Below are 18812 nucleotides of genomic sequence, written 5' to 3'. Positions count from 1 at the left end.
TAAGAAATGGATAAACAAGTCGGATTTTATATTAATGTTGCCACTTGCATTGGTTGTAAAACCTGTGTTGTTGCATGTAAAGACAAAAATGACCTTGAGGTCGGGCGCAACTTTCGCCGTGTGTATGATATTGAGGTAGGAGAGTATCCACGTCCTCGGACTTGGCACTTGTCTATTGCCTGTAACCATTGTGATGACCCGCAATGTGTAAGCCATTGCCCTACCACCGCAATGCACAAACGAGAAGAAGATGGTGTTGTATTAGTTGACCATGATAAATGTGTTGGTTGCCGTTATTGCACATGGGCTTGTCCATACGAGGCACCTCAGTTCGATGCCAGTATTGGTATGATGACCAAGTGCGACACTTGCCTTGATCTCCGTGAAAAAGGGGGGAATCCAATGTGTGTTGATTCTTGCCCTATGCGTGCGATTGAATTTGGCCTAATTAGCGAATTACGTAAAAAATATGGCTCAAATGCAGATATCGCAGGGTTACCTAGTTCAAGTATTACCAAACCGAACCTTGTTGTCGGTACAAAAGGATAAGGAGAATTATCATGCATGAATTTCCGTTGGTGATTTTCACCTTATTTATGCAAGCTTCTGTGGGGTGCTTGCTCGTTACATTAGTATGCTATTTTCGTGTGCTTGAAGGCGGAAACAACCTACAAAGTGTCCAGTTTATCAAATTGCCTATTTTAGCCAGTTTTGTTCTGGGTTGTGTTGGGTTGTTGGGTTCATTATTTCACATGGGTAACCCGCTACACATGTTTTATACCATGCTGCATGTGTCTACTTCATGGATGAGCCGTGAAGTGTGGGCAACTGCAATTTATATGGCGCTATTATTTTTCAGTGTCGCGCTGCTATTGCTGAAACAAAAAGCGAATGCGCTGCTACTATTGCTTAGCGCGTTAGCCGGTATCATCTATATGTACGCAATGTCAGCCTTATACGCTAACACCTTGTTTAACCTATGGAATGGCTTATTTACCTACGCCAGTTTTTTTGGTGCGGTATTACTAGTTGGTGGTGTGGTAGCTGCATTACTACTGGTAGGTTCTTTGCGCCGCGATGGTAAAGAAGAGCAATTAAAACGAGTGGTTAAAATTACGCTAGGTATTGGTGTTATTGGGGTCTTACTGATGCTGCTGGGCGCATTATCTCTTCTTGGAAACATGGGAGAGCCTATCTATATGGGAATGACACCGCGTGAACTCCCAGATGGTTTAGTGAATTTAAGTATTGTTAGGGTCATACTTGTTGCATTGGGTATTGTATTTGTGGGCCGTTTACTGTGCTCAAAAAAGGGGCACGCTGTGAATGCAACATTCGTCATGTCACTGGCAACACTCTGTATTTTTGTTGGTGAAGGCGTTGGCCGAGTGGTGTTTTTCTCTCTAGGCGGTTAATTCCTTTAGAGACAAAATGATATTTGCCTCTAATTATATAATGTTTACCAATAATGTGAACCGAGGGATCTCCCTCGGTTTTTTAGTTCTCTACACTCTCAATAAATCAATAACCCTTTATATAATAAGGGATTAAATCAGTGTAATTTCAAAATAAATAGTAAATTAAGTTGATTGTTTGTAATGATTATAATTATCATTATCTCTCTTAATCTCTTTTATTGCTTATTTCTTATGAATTTAAAAACTAGCAAGCTACTCATTCCATTAGCAATTTCAGCGGCATTAGCGCCTTATCATGTATTTGCTGTTGATAATTCAAAAAATGATCAGATTACAGTTACAGGCAACTGGCTTGAAAATACTGAAGATGGTGAGGTGGTATTTAATCACCCAGGTGCGCGAACAGTAAAAAACCAACAACAAATCAAAGAATCAGGCAGTGAAACCATTGCGGATGCATTGAAAGGGATACCCGGTGTACAGGTACGAGAAAGTAACGGGACTGGTGGGAGTGATGTTTCCTTGAATGTTGGGGTTCGTGGGTTAACCTCACGTCTTTCACCTCGCTCAACGATTTTACTCGATGGTATGCCACTAGCGGCAGCGCCTTATGGCCAACCTCAGCTGTCGATGTCGCCATTATCACTAGGTAGTATTGAATCTATTGATGTGATCCGCGGAGGAGCTTCCGTACGTTATGGGCCACAAAATGTGGGGGGCGTAATTAACTTTGTGACAAAGCCTATCCCGAAAGACTTTTCTGGTGGTGTCTCGTTACAAACCCAAGGGGCTAAAACCGGAGGGCTAAAAACGCTAGTCGATGCGTCCGTGGGGGGCTCAAAAGCCGATGATTCAGCGGGAGCGATACTGCTGTATTCAGGGTTACATGGGCAAGGCTACCGTAAAAGCAATGATAATACAGATATTGATGACCTGATTTTAAAAACACGTTATGCCATAACCGATAATGACGAGTTACTGGCGAATTTTCATTATTATCATGCAATGTCAGGTATGCCTGGGGGGCTAACTCAAGCGCAATATAATGCTGACCCATTCCAATCAACGCGGCCTTATGACCGTTTTGAAGGGGATCGCCAAGATATGTCATTGAAATATAAACATGAAGAAGATGATAAACAATTTGAGTTAATGACATGGTTTAGTAAAAGTTATCGGGGTAGTTACATAGAAAGTGACCATAAAGATAAAGCGAATGAAAGACGGCTAGTTTCTTACCCTCGTCACTATACCGCGTATGCAATTGAACCGAGTTATTCACAATTATTCCGTTTTAATGATATTTCGCATGAAGTAACAGTGGGATACCGCTATTTAAATGAAACCGCAGACGAAAAAGCTTACCGCTCAAATTGGTACCAAGCTGGCACTCAAAGTTCGCGGCCGAGTACTAATGATTATTACCAACACACATCGGGTGGAACAGAAGCCCATGCTATTTACCTTGATGACACCATTGATGTTGGTAACTGGACTGTGATCCCAGGGCTCCGCTATGAGAACATTAATATTCATTTAAATGACAGTTTTAAAAACCAAAACAGAAGTAAGCGATATAGCGAACCGCTTCCTGCGCTGGCGGTGATCTACCATATTGATGATGAATGGAAACTATTTGCCAATGCCAGTACGTCATTTGGCAGTTTGCAGTATTTTCAGTTGAACACTAAAGGGGTAGGGAATTCACCCGCAAATGGGTTAAGTGCAGAAAAAGCACATAACTATGAAGTGGGGACTAAATACGATAATACTGCGCTATCTCTTGAAGCGACATTATTCTATATCGATTTCGATGACCAATTACTTTACGTTGAGAATACAACGGGTTGGACAAATTTGGGCGCCACAACTCATCAAGGAGTGGAATTGGCGGCAAGATATAACTTGTCTGAGCTGAGCGATAAATTGGATGGTGTTAGCGTGTACAGTACTTATACCTACACTAAAGCGGTAAGTAAAAAAGGTGATTTTGCTCATAAGGATTTACCGTTTTATTCACGGCAAGTCTTTACCGCAGGTAGCCGTTATGAAACGGGTAATTGGGTATGGAACTTGAATACTTATGCGCAATCTACCCAAGAATCGCCTGGAACATCAAGCCATTATGTAACAAAACCAAGTGCTGATGGCCGATACGGAACAATCCCCGGATATATGGTGTGGGACGCACGAGGCGAGTACCATTTTGGTAAAAGTTTGTCTGATTTAACGCTATCTGCTGGTATTAAAAATCTTTTTGATCAAACCTATTTTACACGTTCTACGGATAATAATTATGGTATCTATGTGGGGCAGCCAAGAACTTACTATGTTCAAGCATCTGTAAAATTTTAATAAAAACAAGGTATAAGAATGATGATGAGAAAACTTATCAATACATTTGTACTGATTCTTAGTGCTGTTAGCCTACTATTTTCAACTAATAGCCTAGCGGCATCTATTACTGTGACGGATATTGCGGGTAGGGATGTGACGGTTAATGCCCCTGTATCTCAAGTGATGCTGGCGGACAGCCGAGTTTTAGTTGCGTTGAATATATTACATCCGCAAGACCCATTAAAAGGGATTATTGCTTGGGATGATGCGTTAATTAAAAAAGCGCCTGATTTGAGTGTTGCGTACAGCAAAAAATTTCCACAACTCAGTCAAATACCTGTTTTTCCCAACCCTTATACGACAGATTTTAGTGTTGAAAAAGCCTTAGTTGCCCAGCCTGATTTGTTAATTTTTGATATTGGTTTAAAAAGTAAGCTTGCTGAAAGTGGCACCTTATCGTTATTGGAAAAAAGTGGTTTACCCGTTGTTTTTATCGACTTTAGGCAATACCCATTGAAAAATACTATGCCGAGTATGACATTACTTGGCCAAGTATTTGGTGAGGAACAACAAGCACAAGCATTTAATCAGTTTTATCAACAAAAGTTAGACTTAATCCGTTCAAGAGTGGCTAAACTTAGCAAAGAGCAGCGCCCAAGCGTATTTATTGAACGAGCAGCTGGTATCCAAGGGGAAGATTATTGCTGCAAAACGTTCGGCAATGGTAATTTTGGCGAATTTGTTGAAACTGCAGGCGGAAATAACCTTGGTTCCCAATGGTTCAGTATTGGAATGGGTGGGGAAATCAGTGAAGAACAATTGATTCACAGCAACCCTGATTATTACTTGATGACTGCAGCTGATTGGGATAGCACCCGTAAAGGTAGTGCTTCTGTGCCGTTAGGTTATACAGGGGATAAACAAAAGTCCTTGGCCCGATTGAATAAGCTAATGGAACGCCCTAAATTTCGTTCATTATCTGCTTATAAAAATAAGCAGGTATTGGCGTTATACCAGCAATATTATGATACGCCATTTAACATTATTGCGGTGGAAGCGATTGCAAAATTTATCCACCCAGAGTTGTTTGCAGACCTTGACCCACAGGCTGATAGCGATTATTTACACCAGACTTTTACTGCCCTAGAGGGGGATGGTGTATTTTGGGTTCAAGCGGAATAAATTTCTTCTTATATAGCCCGCTTTAGTGGTGTTGGCAGTTAAAGCGGGCAACGGGCATATAGTTTGTGGGTTAATTATATTTTTTTTAGGTTTCGTTGAGCACAGGCAAAATGATTTTTGACGGGTATTCGCTAGAAATATGTAGGCTATTACAAGCTATTTTCCACGTTCTATCACCCGCGATAGTTTTACCTGTATTTGTATTGAAGTCATATTTAGGGAAATTGCTACTAGAAATATCTAATCGGATACGATGTCCTTTTGCGAAACGGTTTGCACAGGCAAAGGGCTTAATTTTTACTTCGACAATTTCATTTGGGGTTAATAATTCCTTCTGTTCATAACCATGCCGAAAACGACAACGAATGATGCCATCAGTAATATTCATGGCATAGCCTTGAGGGTAATCGGCACTGGGAGGGTAAACATCAATAAGTTTTGCGGTGAAATCTGTATCTAATGCATCACTGCTTATCCAAAGCGACACTTCAATTTCACCTACTAAACAGACATCTGCTTGTAATTCTTCGGTTTCGAATACTAATACATCACTGCGGGCAGAAAGGGGTAAGTTATTTTGCTTACTACCAAAAAACTTTGGTAATTCACGTTGATTAAAAGCCCCACCCCAAAATATAGGTTGACCTGAAGTTAAAGCACCACCAATGGTAGGCACTGGGTGCTTAGGGTCATAACAATAGGATATTGTGGCTGTTTTAGCGTAGGGCTGATGATGTAATTTGTTATTTGGCCACAGATAATACATGGTTTTTTCAGTATTTGGCAAAGGCCATTGATGGTGGCTAAGCCATTCTCCCCCATGTTCTATACGCCCTTGTTGGTTGCGTTTACCACTTCCACCACCCATCATGAATATTGTTACTTCTTCATGATGTTTTTTGGCATTTTCACCTTTTAAGTGAGTTTCAAACCAGTTTAAACGGCAAGATAACCAACTTTCACTAACATTGTGATCAAATGCTGCGATATCTCCGAACTCTGCGTCACCACTGTGCGTGATGTTACGGTCGCCATGTAGCCAAGGCCCCATAATTAACTTTTGCGGTGATTGTTTTTTGGTAACAAATGCATAGTAGTTATCTAATGTTGAACTGACATAGGCATCGTACCAGCTAGACATAAATAACACTGGGATATCAGGTATTTGGTCATAATAGCCTTCGGCATAAATACCTATTTTTTTCCAATAATCGGAAAAACACTCTTCTTCCCATTGTTCAAATAAATATGATTCATATTCAGGAACATGTTTGAGCAATGTTTGCCCTTGATACCATGGCATTGTCGTAAACCATTCATGGATATTTTCTTGTTCGAGTGCGGCTAAAATGTCGGGAGACTGCTGAGCTAGCGGGCTTAGTTTAGCTTGTTTAAATGCCCAAGTGGCTTGTTTAAGTTCAAAAGCGCCCCCTTGACGTATCCCACATTGGTAGGCGTTGGCAAAACCGCCAGAATCCAGCACCATCGTCTGTAAACCTGGTGGATTTAAACACGCCATTGCTAATTGTGTATGAGCGGCATAAGAGAGACCCATTGAGCCTATTTTGCCATTACACCAGGGTTGTTCCATAATCCATTGTAATGTATCAAAACCATCTTCAGCTTCATTAATATATTTTGTGAACTTTCCTTCGGACTCATAGCGCCCGCGGCAATCCTGATACACAACAATAAAACCATGTTTACTGAAGTATTTTGCCATTTCTTGGCGTGTTATTTGCTGGCCAGATACCGTTTTTTCCGAACGAGAAGGTGCGGTTTTATCATAGGGTGTTCGCTCTATAATCACGGGAAAAGATGCAGTTGATTGAGTTAGTGGAAAGTAAACATCTGTTGATAGCATTATTCCATCACGCATTTCTATTCGGTAATTCTTCATATCCATCTTACTAATACCCTATGGTAACGGCGACGCTCAGTAAACCAATGCTGACTGCCATAAAAATGATAAAAAGCGGTAAAATGTATTTTGCCCAGGTGGTCCAACTGACACCGGCTGTAGCTAAAAAGATCAATAATCCACTCGATGTTGGTGTGATCATATTGGTTAGCCCATTACCCATTAAAAATGCAAAAACCGTTGTTTGGGGGGAAACACCAGAAATTTCACCAACGGGGCCTAGGATTGGCATTGTGACAGCGGCTTGCCCAGAAGTAGAGGGAATGGCAATGTCTAATAATAGTTGGGAGATAAACATGCTATATGATGAAACATAAGGTCCGTGATCACCGACAAGCCCAACTAATTGATGAATTATGGTATCGAGAATTTTACCTTGAGAAAGAATAATTTCGACAGCAGTCGCCAACCCAATTAACACCCCTGCGATGAGGACTTTTTTCATTCCACTGACAAATGCGTTAGCGGCGGCACTTGCGGTCAAACCACTACAAAAAGTTAAAATGACACTTAAGAATAAATAGTAGGCAGATAAATCATTATTTTTCCAATGCCAACGATTAGAGGCATAGACTAAAAATGCAACACCGATGGCTAAGATAATTAACATAAGTTTATGGCGATAGGTTAATGGTGTGGTTTGATTATGTTCTTCAGCCACATAGTTTGTGAGTGTCGTTTTACGAATGCTATAGAAAACGAATAAAATACCGAGTGTAATAAAAATAAGGTACGCCGCAATTCGCATACTTAAACCACTAAAAACGGGTAAACCAACAAGCGGTTGTGCGATAGAAAGTGCATACGGGTTGGTGATAGAGGCGAGGTATCCGACCTTAACCGCAATGGCTACAATGGCAAGCCCAATAAGTTCATTCAATCCAACGCGTTTCACTAAGGCAATAACCATGGGAATAACCAAAAGATACTCTTTGGCTAACCCCATAAAGGTACTTCCCATGGAAAATACAATCATTAAGAAAGGAATTAACAGGTAGATATTGCCTCGGGTAACATGGAGCAACCGCTCTAGCCCTGACTCTATTGCCCCTGTTTTATTGAGAATACCAAACATTCCTCCGATAAATAACACCATGTATATAAGTGGTGATTGTTTAACAATTCCTTCAGGGATCGCTTTAAACAGTTGAGGCAAACTGACAGGAGCGGCAGTACCTTCCTCCGATTTCTCAGTGCCTAATAATTGCGCTAACTTGATGTCTTTAGTGATAGTTTGGTAAGAGCCCGGAATGACTTTCTTACCATCGCGCTCATATTGGCCTGAATTAATAAAATAAGTCATTAAAAAAGCAATGATAACAATAGTTAACATTACTAAAACCGGGTTCATTTGCCAGCTAGGTGGTGAAGATGGGGCTTGTATTGTGCTGTTTGTTGGTTGCATGGCGTTGTCTCTTTTATTGTAATTAATTATGAGTCGTAACCGAGCTGCCTCGATATACGTAAAGCAGACAGAAGCAGTTGTTCAGTCATTTCTTGTTCTTTTTCATCAGAAAAACGGCTTAGAGGTAAGCTAATGCTCAGTGAAGCAATACATTCCCCATGTTGTGAAAAGATAGGCGCGGCAATCGCACCAATACCTGCGGTTAGTTCACCTCGGGTAATTGCAAAACCTTGTGAGCGTATGGTTACAATAGATTTTTCAATAGAGGGGTTCTTTTCAATAAAATGTGCTTGAACATCTTTAGGTGAGTGAGCCAATAGCACTCTGCCTGAAGCCCCAGAACCTAACGGCCGGCGATTTCCAGCTTCACTGCGCACTTGAAGTGATTGCCCTGATGGCTTATGAAGAACTTGTAAAATCTCATCGTTGTCACGTATACGCATTTGAATGTTTTCATCAAAACGTTGACGTAGTTGCTCTGCTTCAACTTCTGCAACTTGGATATAGTTAATTTGCTGGCGAGCGCAATTCCCCAAGCTTAATAATTGATGGCCTAAATGATAAGTAACCGGATTTTCGTTTTTTTGTACGAAATGGCGATTTTCTAGTGTGCATAATAAGCGGTATACCTTGGATTTATTCATGCCAGATAAGCGTGCAAGTTCACTTAACCCAAGATTGTTTTTTTCACCTAATAGCATCAATAACTGTAAAGCATCATCAACGGCAGTGACAATATTCTCTTTCATATCAACCTCGACTGGTTTATACAGTAAACCATTGGTTTATTTAATAAAATTAGCATGAAGAATAATAAAAAATGATTCAAGAGAGTTGTTAATAAATTGTGATGTGAGTTAGGGTTTTAAAAAGGTATTTTTCAGTTATAAAAATAAAAGTAAAATATTATTAATATAAAACAATTGGTTATGGAAGTTTTAAAATAAGAGCATTTTGATGACAACGTGAATAGAAATGATTGTAAATGGGTGACTAATTGTCATTCATAGCGGTTATTTGGTTTACCTGATGAAATTGATAAGTACGCCAGCAATAATGAAAAGAACCTCCAGCGAAAAAATGCGTCATTTTTATTAAATTTTTAAGGGCAAAATTCGGAAATGGCAGTGGTTATCAAAAAAGCAACGAAGGTATTTCTTTAATAATGAGCCTTATGGCAGAATGAAATTCACTTTTCTTAACGGATAACAGAGATGAAACTAGCGCTGGTCGGTTCCGGGAAAATAATTATGTCGGCTCTCGATGCCTTAATACAGGTGCAGGGGATAGAGCTAGTCGCACTGTGTGTTCGGGCGGAAAGTATTGAAAAGGGACAGGCTATTTGCCAACAATTTGGTATAGCAAAGTTGTATACTGACTACCAAAAATTGTTACAAGACCCTGATGTTGAGGTGATATACATAGGTTTGCCAAACCATTTGCATTATCAGTATACCTTCGATGCATTAATGGCTGACAAACATGTGGTATGCGAAAAACCGTTTACACCAAATTGGCAACAGTTGCAGGTGTTAATTTCCATTTCACAGACTAGAGGGCTTTTTTTGTTTGAAGCCATTACGTCTATTCATACCCCTGAATTTCACTTTATCAGACAACATATTGGTAAAATCGGTGAAATCAAAGTGATTCACGGTAATTATTCCCAATATTCAAGTCGATATAATGATTACTTGCAAGGCCGAGTTCATGCTGCATTTGACCCACTGCAAGCCGGCGGTGCACTCTATGACATTAATCTTTATAACATTTATTTATTATCTGCCTTGATGGGAGCACCCGATAATAGCCGCTATATTTGTAATAAAGGGTTTAATGGAATTGATACATCAGGGGTATTAACGGCCTATTTTGGGCGTTCAGTTGCATCGTGTGTGGGGGCGAAAGATTCGGCAAGCCCCGGTTACTTTATTATTCAAGGTACCAAAGGGTATATATGTATCAAGGGAGCCCCAAGCCTTTGTCAGTCAGTTGAGGTTTGTATTGGCGGGGAAATATCCAGCGTATCTCGGGATGCAGCTATCAACCATATGGTCTATGAGTTTGCATTTTTTCGTGAGCAAATTGCCACTAAAAACTATGCTAAATGTAATGAATTACTTGAATTAGCATTAATTGTCTCAAAAATATTGCATCAATCACGAGACGATGTGGGGCTGGCATTTGGATCATAAAGACATTGGCAGCGCGATGGCTGCCATAATCTGTCAATTTAAAATGAATATAAAGATGCGACTGATTTTCCCAGTTTTTCAGCAAGCTCTGATGCCGCATATCTATCCATGACCACTTCAATATAGGCCGCATGCTTTGATAGTTCGGCCTGTTTAATTGCATTGTCTAATTCATCGCAATGGGTAACACGCTGACAATACCAATCTTTGCAGCCTAATGCTGCAGGGAGTTGGGCATAATTCCATTGGGGTAAGTCGTTATAATAGGCTTCAGGGTTTTTACACAAAAGTCGCTCAATTAAATAGCCATCATTATTCAGGACAAAAATAATGGGTTTTAAGCCAAAGCGGGCAAACTGGCTAATCTCTTGGGCAGTGAGTTGGTGAGAACCTTCTCCAGTCACTAAAATAACTCGCTTATGTGGCTCTGCAATTGCGGCACCAAAGGCCGCGGGGGTGGCCCAGCCGATAGAACCCCACAATGTTTGGTTATGAAATTGTGCATTTTCAGGTAATAAAGCAAAACCTAACCCCATGGAGGCAGTCCCAGTCTCTGCAACAATAATATCGTCCTGACGGAACATTTTTTCTAGGCGAGGGTACAAATATGAGGCGGTAATTTGGCCATTTTCACCTTGCTGAGGGGATCCTAATCCTTGAGCTTTGAGCCCAACATGGTTAAGTGAGGGCGCAAATTCTTTTAATTTATCTAACACATCTTTCATCAATACATTCGGGTAGATAGCGGAACCCACTTTCACATGGTCAGAAAGAATGTTAATACAGCTTTCAGGGTTAATATTTGCGGTGAAGCTGCCGGAGTTGAAGTCTGTTAATACCGCGCCAATACCCATGACACAGTCACAGCTTTCGACGTACTCCCTAACCTCTGGATTCATCAGTTTGCCGTTATAAATCCCCATATATTGAGAGTTAGATTCGCTTACTACCCCTTTATCCATAAACATAGTGGCGTAAGGTAGGCCCGTTTTTTCAATAATCGCTTGAACATCAGCGGCTAAGCCGAAGCGTGCGGTTAAAATCCCAGGAATAATACAGGCTTTTGTACTCGATGTGAGCTTTTCGACAATAGCTGTAACGGCAGCTGATAATGACTCGCTATGACTTTTAATTATAGTGATAGTTTCAGGTGTTTTGTCTGTTTTAATTGGCATGATAGCGTAGTCAGAAGGGAAACCTAAATAAACCGGTCGAGATCCTTGTAAAGCGGTCGTAATTAAACGTTCTGTTTCGGCAATACAGTTTTCAGGCGTTAAAATAGCGTGAGCACAGCTTAAATGTTGGCTCATTTGATAAAACACATCAAAGTCACCATTTCCTAGGGTGTGGTGAACTAAACGGTGGTTTTTTTGAACTCCACTTGCTGGCATGCCAACAAGATGAAAAAGGGGAAGATGCTCGGCATAAGCGCCGGCAATACCATTTAAAGCACTGAGTTCGCCGACACCAAAAGTCGTTGATAATGCTGCTGCACCTTTCACGCGGGCATAGCCATCCGCAGCATATGAGGCATTGAGTTCATTGCAGTTGCCAATCCAGCGCATATTTTCACTTTCACATACGGCATCTTCAATCGGGAATGCGTAGTCACCAGCAACACCAAAAATATCGTGAATACCGATTTGGTAAAGTCTATCTAATACGTATTCGATAACAGTCTTGTTTATCATGCTGATCTCCAATAATTGCATAGCCAATAATTCTAAGTTGAATTATTTTTATCGTTTATTATGCTTTAAAGGAAATCACTTAAACTCATTCTATCTATAACTAAAAATTATAGGGGGCGAAATGGACATTCGTTCATTACGTTATTTTGTTGAAGTTGTGCAGCTCAATGGTTTTAGCCGTGCGGCAGAAAGTTTATTTGTAACGCAACCAGCGATTAGCCGCAGTATTAAAAAACTAGAAGATGAGCTTGGCTATACGTTACTGACTAGGGAAGTCGATGGCGTTAAGTTAACAGAGGAGGGGGATATTTTATTGGCTCATGCGAAGCAAATCCTTTCTCAATTTGGGAATATGAAAAAAGCGTTACTGGAAAGGTCTGGTCCTATATCTGGGGTGCTACCCGTGGGGTTACCACCCGTGATAGCATCGACCTATTTTGCTGATATTATTATGGCTTTTAGCCAACGTTATCCACAGGTGGAACTGAAAATTCTTGAATTGGGTACGCGAAAAATGCGTGAGGCAATGTTAAATGGCGACGTTGAAACTGCCGCTGTGATGTTACCTTTTGCAGATGAGCGCTTTGAAGTACACCCTTTTTCAACGGACCGATTAATGCTCTTGGTTAGTAACCAACATCCACTATCAATACGTGAATTTGTTAAATTTAGTGAAATAGTCGATGAGCCTTTTATTTTCTTTTCTGATGATTTTCTAATTAATGAACTTGTTGTCAGTGCTTGTGGTATTTATGGTAAAAAACCCACTATTTCTGGGCGCAGTAGCCATTTAGATTTGGTGACCGCTATGGTAAGAGCTGGGGTAGGGATAACGCTACTTCCAGATAGTATGTGGAAAAACACCAGCTCAGTGGGGTTGTCCGTTATTCCCGTTATTGAGCCAATACTGGCTTACGACATTGCTTTAGCGACAGTAAAAAATCACCACCAAAGCCGTCGTGCACAAGCATGGCATGATTTGGCTTTGGATATGTTAAGAATAAGGGAAGTATGAGTGAGGCTTGCATAAAATTTGATACCAATCAGGTATTTTCTTATGAAGCCTTCACTTTTTGTCAGTCATTACGGATAAAATAGAATAAGCCCAAACACAGCAAAGGTGGCAAGGTGCATCCAGCCTTGGATGGGGGATGTTCTCTGGCCATTAAATGAAAGCATAGTCAGTAACATGGTGATTGCGAATAAAACAATTTCTGCGCTAGAAACCCCCATGATGACTTGTTTACCAGTAATAATGCCGATAATTAATACTGCTGGCACAGTCAAACCCACCGTTGAGACAAATGCACCTTGGCAAAGGTTTATCGCTCGTTGCATTTCATTATTCATTGCCGCTTTTACAGCTGTGATCGATTCAGGCATAAATACGATAATCGCGATCAGGACACCACCGACTGCTGCTGGTGCTCCTAAAGCCTCAATTCCGTAATCAGTTACGATAGCTAAGTAATGCGCAAGTAACACAATAGGGAGTATCAGCCCAATTAATACACAAGAGCGAATGATAATGGCTTTTTTGTTTGACTCAGAGTGGTTATCTTTATTTTCGACATTATTGTCTGCTAAAACATGGTTAGTTGAAACGAATTGTTCTGGGACATTCATCATCCCTTTAGGAGGCTGAATAAAAAACCGGCGATGGCCTCGCATTTGCATCCACAAAAAAGCCCCATAGATGAGTATAGTAATACCCGAAATACCAATGGCTTGCGTATAGGAGTACTCCCCTTGGCTAGAGGTGTAATTTGGTAGTATTAACGCTAAACCTGTCAGTAATACGATCATTGAAAGATAACTGTTCGCACCTTGCGTATTATATTCTTGTTCACCATTTCTAGCTGAACCTGCGAGTAAGCAGATACCTACGACGAGGTTCATGATAATCATCATCACTGCGAATATTGAATCACGCCCAATGGTTGGAAAATCACCAGGTCCTAGTAGGACTGAAGCAATAAGAATTACTTCAATTAAGACAATCGATAAAGTCAGGATCAGTGTTCCGTATGGTTCACCCAATTGCTCAGCAAGATGGTCAGCTTCTTTAACGACACCGAAGGAAGCGGTTAGTATTGTAATGAACAACAGTAGAAAAACCCAAGTTGCACTAAATGCTGAAAGGCTGTCATTAAGTAATGTTTCGCCACTTAAGATAAAGAAAATGACGACTAACCAAGAGCCAATTAACCGAGCCCAAGTCGTTAATGGGATGAGCGGACTATTGAAACGGAAGTGCCCCATAATATTTTTCCTTAAGAAGAAAGGGCCGTCCCTGTTGCTGATACGTACTTGAGGTCGTCCTCAAGCCGATAGAATGTAAATTAACGGTTACTATAGCACTCATCGATTATCTTGCAACCCTTGCTTGCTCAATGATAAATATTCATTTATTAATGAAATGTGGATAGGGTTTAAGTGTTGATTTGGATTTAAACTTTTCTTTAATAAACAAAGATTATTAAAGTTCAAAAATAATTACATAAGAAATTATTTTTGATTTAAATCACATATACAAAATATTATTCATACATTAATGAATTAAAGGCGCTATTGTTAAATAAATGAAAATGAATTATTTGTTTTATTTGGCGGGGTGATAAATGAGCGCAGTAAAATATGACTATATTATTGTCGGTGCAGGTTCTGCTGGTTGTGTTCTGGCTGCTCGGTTGATCCAAGAGACGCAATCTAGAGTATTACTTATCGAAGCGGGTGGTAGCGATAACCATTTGTTTATTCGTATGCCAGCAGGTGTAGCGAAAATTATCGCCCAAAAAAGCTGGCCTTATGAAACTGAGCCAGAGCCTCACGCTAATAACCGTAAAATGCAAATTGCTCAAGGCAAAGTGCTGGGGGGAAGCAGCTCTGTCAACGGAATGATCTATATTCGAGGCCAAAAACAAGATTATGATAATTGGGCTCTAAATTACGGATGTGAAGGTTGGGGATACTCGGATGTATTGCCATGGTTTAAAAAAGCAGAGAATAATGAAAGCTTAACAGGGGAATACCATGGGACAGAAGGCCCACTTCCGGTTAGTGAAAACAGATATCGGCACCCATTATCAATGGCATTTATTCGTGCAGCACAAGAGCATGGCCTTCCTTATGTCAATGACCTTAACGGAGAAAGCCAGCAAGGAACAAGCTTTTACCAAACCACAACGCATAATGGAGAAAGAGCCAGTACGTCGAAAACCTATTTAAAATCAGTGGAAAAGAGTGACAAATTGACATTAAAGCTTGGCACTCAAGTGAACCGTATAATCATTCGTGATGGCCGCGCGATTGGTGTTGCCTATCAAGGGACAAATGGCCATGAAGTTGAGGCATTCGCCAGTTGCGAAGTATTGGTCTGTTCTGGTGCGATGGGCTCTGCAAAATTATTGATGCTATCAGGGATCGGGCCTGAAGAGCACTTGTCTTCGTTGGGGATCCATACTCATGTGAATCTACCTGTTGGCAAAAATTTTCATGACCACCTGCATATGTCAATTAACGTCACGACTAAGCAGCCAATAAGTTTATTCGGTGCGGACCAAGGCTTAAATGCGATTAAACATGGGGTAGAGTGGATGGCATTTCGCAGCGGATTACTCGCATCTAATGTTCTAGAAGGTGCTGCATTTAAAGATAGCTGCAATCAAGGTCGCCCTGATGTACAAATTCACTTTTTACCTATTTTAGATAGTTGGGATGATGTTCCTGGTGAGCCACTGCCCGCTACCCACGGTTTTTCTTTAAAGGTCGGGTATTTACAACCTAAGTCTCGTGGTGAAATTTTATTACGCAGCACAGACCCACAAGCACCGCTAAAAATTCACGCTAATTACCTTGCATCACCAGAAGACATGGAAGGCTGCAAGCGTGCAGTTAAATTTGGTCTGGAAGTATTGGATTCCGCTTCATTACAAGCAGTAAGCAAAGAGGTTTTAATGCCGTCCGCTTCTGTACGTCATGATGAAGCTCAACTTGAAGAGTTTGTCCGAAATTTTTGTAAAACGGTTTACCATCCTGTGGGAACTTGCCGTATGGGAACGGATACCACAACGTCAGTGACTGACTTACGGCTACGAGTGCATGGTATTGATAATTTACGTGTAGTGGACTGTTCTGTGATGCCTGAAATTCCAAGTGGAAACACCAATGCACCAACGATCATGATTGCAGAACGCGCAGCAGCAATGATTATAGAAGATAGGAACGAAAATTAGCCTTGTGATGGGTCAACATAGGAAAAACAGCATAAAACCAAGGCAACCGCCTGAACTTTATGCTGTTTAAATACACTTATGGTACTTAGAGCGAACTAATGTTAGGTTATGTGTTATACAGTAAACCATTATTTTTATTTTATTGATTTATAACATCTTTATATTTAATGATTTATTTTGTATTCAAGGGTATGTTCATTTAATTAAATCTATCAAATAAAGCAGCATTTTTTTGTTAAAATTAAATAAACTATTACTGATATTCAACTTTTAATATTCCAGTAGCCTTAAATAAGCCTAGTTCAATTTCTTTTCCTTCATGAAATACGGGTGTCGCAGTTAATACTGGCTGTGTTTGATAAGTGAAATTACGGTATTCATTAGGTAATAAAAGTGTATTATCTGCTTGAATTTTTAGACCTAAATTAGGGTTGGATGTTTCAACTAAATCAGTATTAAAGCCAGCACTAGAGCTTTCAAGCTTTAATTTAAGATTTGGATTACTGGATGATTTATTTCCGCAATCCAAATGATAGTCAATATTTTTTGTATAGCGTTCACTGGTAAACTTATTTAGATTTATTTCACCAAATGAGACCTCAATAGGTTGTCCAGGGCCATTTTCACCATATACATCACAAGTGCTTTCAATAACATCTACCTTAATTGTTAATGTATAGGTTTCTGCAATACAAAATCCACTAAAAAAAATAATTAGTGTGTTCGTGAGTATTGCAAATAGTAAAAGTAATCTTTCTTTTATTATTTGAATTAAGAATATCATAATTATTTATACTCCAATCAATAAATTAAATAATTTATTTTTATTAATTAATTACAACAGATAGAATAGCATTTCCAACCCTCGAACCTGGCTCAGGATTTCCCAATGCAGATAGAGTTGAGCTAATGGAGAATGGTAAGTTAGTATTTTTTTTAATCTCAGTTTGAACTAAATTATTTGACATACATTTTCCTGAGACACATACATCTAATTGGCTTTCTACACCATGTAATAAATCAATTTTATTTTCAGGTAAAAATTGGAATGTGGCGCTCATATCGCCAGTGCATGATATACTTCCGTCAATTTTTGCAATATTTCCATTTATATTATTTGAATTGACATTACCATGAGATATAGTTAATGGCATAGATACATTGCAAGAAGGCAATACAGGGATTTCAGGGACATTAACTGAACAGGTTGTTCCTACAGTTTTGTCATTCACAATTATTTGTAAACAGGTATCGGCATAACCTGTTGCAGATGCAGAATAATCGAAGAAATTGATATATCTAACATTAAACTGCCCAAATTTCACGCCAAAATCAGGTAGCACCTCACTACAGTGCTTAGGTGTGTTTCGTGTGACTGAATAGTATTTAACTACACCTAGATTATATATACTACTAAACCCAGATAGTAGAGTAATATCTGGTGTTGCCATAGATTGTATAGAGCCTGTCGATGAGCGACCAGTTGCAATAACTGTAATATTACACTCAGTATTTGTGCTGTTTTTGATCTCATCTGGAATATACAAAAAATAAGGACCTAACGTTTTTGGTATAACATTGTATGCATCACTAATTAGTGGATGCTTTATACTTGTTGTATATATACTGTTAGGATTTAATGGGCTTGCATTAGCTTTACTATTAATTATGAATAGTAAAGTTAGCATCAATATTTTTATAAGATAAATGTTTTTATTTTTTAGCATTACGCTATTACCTATCAATTTTTATAAATTATTATTGCGATGCAATGACGTTAATCATATAACATTTCAAAAGCAATTAATGCAGAAAAAGCACCAGGTATGAGTGGGCCGGACGTTCTGATAGCTGAGACATAATAAGTTAAGTTATTTTGGCCTGATGCAATTAACGTGGGGTTACTTTCTTTACCTATTGGTAATATTTTCCCTTCTGAATTTGCTACTTGCAACCCAAAGCCGTATGCTCCATTGACTCGAATAATATTCGAATATTCAGGTTCATTTACTGCTAAAAATTTAACTTTGACCGCAGGCTGTGTGCTACTCCATACCGTTTTTCCAGTTTGGAAATTTTGAAGCTCACTTTGAACTTGCAGGCAATTTAACAACTCAATTTGGAATGGAATAGGCTGTATCACTTGCTCAGAAGAATTTAAATCACTGAATGATATATTTCCTAGTGAGATTGATTGGTTAGTAGATTTCATGGCTAATTCGCATGGATTTTCAGTTAAAGAACCTGAAACATGAATGACTCCATGCTGTCCATCAACCTCCCAACCATCTGTAGGCCTAAACAGATTATTATTGCCAGCAGTTGCTGGCAATACTGTGGCTAAGCAAAGTGAAATGACCACATGTTTTGAACGTAGCCAGTGGTATATTCTTAAGCTCATAAATATGTCCTCATTTAGCTTTATATT

At 39.6% G+C, this 18812-nt stretch carries 15 protein-coding genes; 7 read left to right on the top strand and 8 right to left on the bottom strand.

Going from position 1 to position 18812, the window contains the following annotated elements; translation table 11 throughout:
• Positions 1-6 precede the first annotated feature (6 nt).
• From PR809_RS14990 to PR809_RS14975, 4 genes are all read left to right on the top strand, one after another.
• Positions 7-549 carry a DMSO/selenate family reductase complex B subunit gene (locus tag PR809_RS14990; RefSeq protein ID WP_004264054.1) on the top strand — a complete coding sequence of 181 codons (543 nt, stop codon included), beginning with the start codon at positions 7-9 and terminating at the stop codon, positions 547-549.
• Positions 550-560: 11 nt separating this feature from the next.
• Positions 561-1415, top strand: coding sequence for a dimethyl sulfoxide reductase anchor subunit family protein (locus PR809_RS14985; RefSeq protein WP_206276832.1), 855 nt, complete (start codon positions 561-563; stop codon positions 1413-1415).
• 234 nt (positions 1416-1649) lie between these two features.
• Positions 1650-3773, top strand: a complete 2124-nt coding sequence (locus PR809_RS14980; protein WP_102139644.1) for a TonB-dependent receptor family protein — start codon at positions 1650-1652, stop codon at positions 3771-3773.
• 21 nt (positions 3774-3794) lie between these two features.
• Positions 3795-4937 (top strand): ABC transporter substrate-binding protein, encoded by a 1143-nt coding sequence (locus tag PR809_RS14975; protein WP_206276838.1) that lies wholly within the window; start codon positions 3795-3797, stop codon positions 4935-4937.
• Positions 4938-5022: 85 nt separating this feature from the next.
• On the opposite strand, the gene PR809_RS14970 is transcribed toward PR809_RS14975, so the two are convergent.
• From PR809_RS14970 to PR809_RS14960, 3 genes are read right to left on the bottom strand one after another with little or no spacing between them, the layout of a single operon-like run.
• A complete protein-coding gene (locus PR809_RS14970; RefSeq protein WP_206276833.1) occupies positions 5023-6843 on the bottom strand; it encodes a CocE/NonD family hydrolase in 1821 nt (606 codons plus the stop codon).
• Positions 6844-6847: 4 nt separating this feature from the next.
• Complete coding sequence (locus tag PR809_RS14965) at positions 6848-8263, bottom strand: YfcC family protein (RefSeq protein ID WP_239979161.1); 1416 nt, start codon at positions 8261-8263, stop codon at positions 6848-6850.
• A gap of 26 nt (positions 8264-8289) precedes the next feature.
• Positions 8290-9012 carry an IclR family transcriptional regulator gene (locus tag PR809_RS14960; protein ID WP_206276834.1) on the bottom strand — a complete coding sequence of 241 codons (723 nt, stop codon included), beginning with the start codon at positions 9010-9012 and terminating at the stop codon, positions 8290-8292.
• A 465-nt stretch (positions 9013-9477) separates the two neighbouring features.
• Between PR809_RS14960 and PR809_RS14955 the strand changes: the two genes are divergently transcribed.
• Entirely contained in the window at positions 9478-10458 is a 981-nt protein-coding gene (locus PR809_RS14955; RefSeq protein WP_206276835.1) for a Gfo/Idh/MocA family protein, read from the top strand.
• Positions 10459-10496: 38 nt separating this feature from the next.
• Here PR809_RS14955 and PR809_RS14950 read toward each other — a convergent pair whose 3' ends face one another.
• On the bottom strand, positions 10497-12146 hold the full coding sequence (locus PR809_RS14950) for an alpha-keto acid decarboxylase family protein (RefSeq protein WP_206276840.1): 1650 nt from the start codon (positions 12144-12146) through the stop codon (positions 10497-10499).
• A gap of 124 nt (positions 12147-12270) precedes the next feature.
• Here PR809_RS14950 and PR809_RS14945 point away from each other — a divergent pair, with 124 nt between their 5' ends.
• The gene (locus PR809_RS14945) at positions 12271-13164 is read left to right on the top strand and encodes a LysR family transcriptional regulator (protein ID WP_206276836.1); all 894 of its coding nucleotides are present in this window, start codon (positions 12271-12273) and stop codon (positions 13162-13164) included.
• A 68-nt stretch (positions 13165-13232) separates the two neighbouring features.
• Here the strand turns inward: PR809_RS14945 and PR809_RS14940 are convergent, their stop codons facing one another.
• Positions 13233-14411 (bottom strand): calcium:proton antiporter, encoded by a 1179-nt coding sequence (locus PR809_RS14940; protein ID WP_206276837.1) that lies wholly within the window; start codon positions 14409-14411, stop codon positions 13233-13235.
• 359 nt (positions 14412-14770) lie between these two features.
• On the opposite strand from PR809_RS14940, the gene PR809_RS14935 reads away from it, so the two are divergent.
• Positions 14771-16384 (top strand): GMC family oxidoreductase, encoded by a 1614-nt coding sequence (locus tag PR809_RS14935; RefSeq protein WP_206277100.1) that lies wholly within the window; start codon positions 14771-14773, stop codon positions 16382-16384.
• Between the two features lie 253 nt (positions 16385-16637).
• On the opposite strand, the gene PR809_RS14930 is transcribed toward PR809_RS14935, so the two are convergent.
• Genes PR809_RS14930 through PR809_RS14920 form a run of 3 tightly spaced genes read right to left on the bottom strand, consistent with a single transcriptional unit; the run spans position 16638 to position 18785 of the window.
• Entirely contained in the window at positions 16638-17168 is a 531-nt protein-coding gene (locus PR809_RS14930) for a fimbrial protein (protein WP_102139637.1), read from the bottom strand.
• 43 nt (positions 17169-17211) lie between these two features.
• On the bottom strand, positions 17212-18111 hold the full coding sequence (locus tag PR809_RS14925) for a hypothetical protein (protein ID WP_102139636.1): 900 nt from the start codon (positions 18109-18111) through the stop codon (positions 17212-17214).
• 50 nt (positions 18112-18161) lie between these two features.
• Complete coding sequence (locus tag PR809_RS14920) at positions 18162-18785, bottom strand: fimbrial protein (protein WP_166265149.1); 624 nt, start codon at positions 18783-18785, stop codon at positions 18162-18164.
• Between the last annotated feature and the right edge of the window lie 27 nt (positions 18786-18812).

It is taken from the genome of Providencia sp. PROV201, assembly GCF_028479545.1.
Classification (GTDB): Bacteria; Pseudomonadota; Gammaproteobacteria; order Enterobacterales; family Enterobacteriaceae; genus Providencia; species Providencia huaxiensis.
This window is presented reverse-complemented; position numbering and strand designations above follow the sequence as displayed.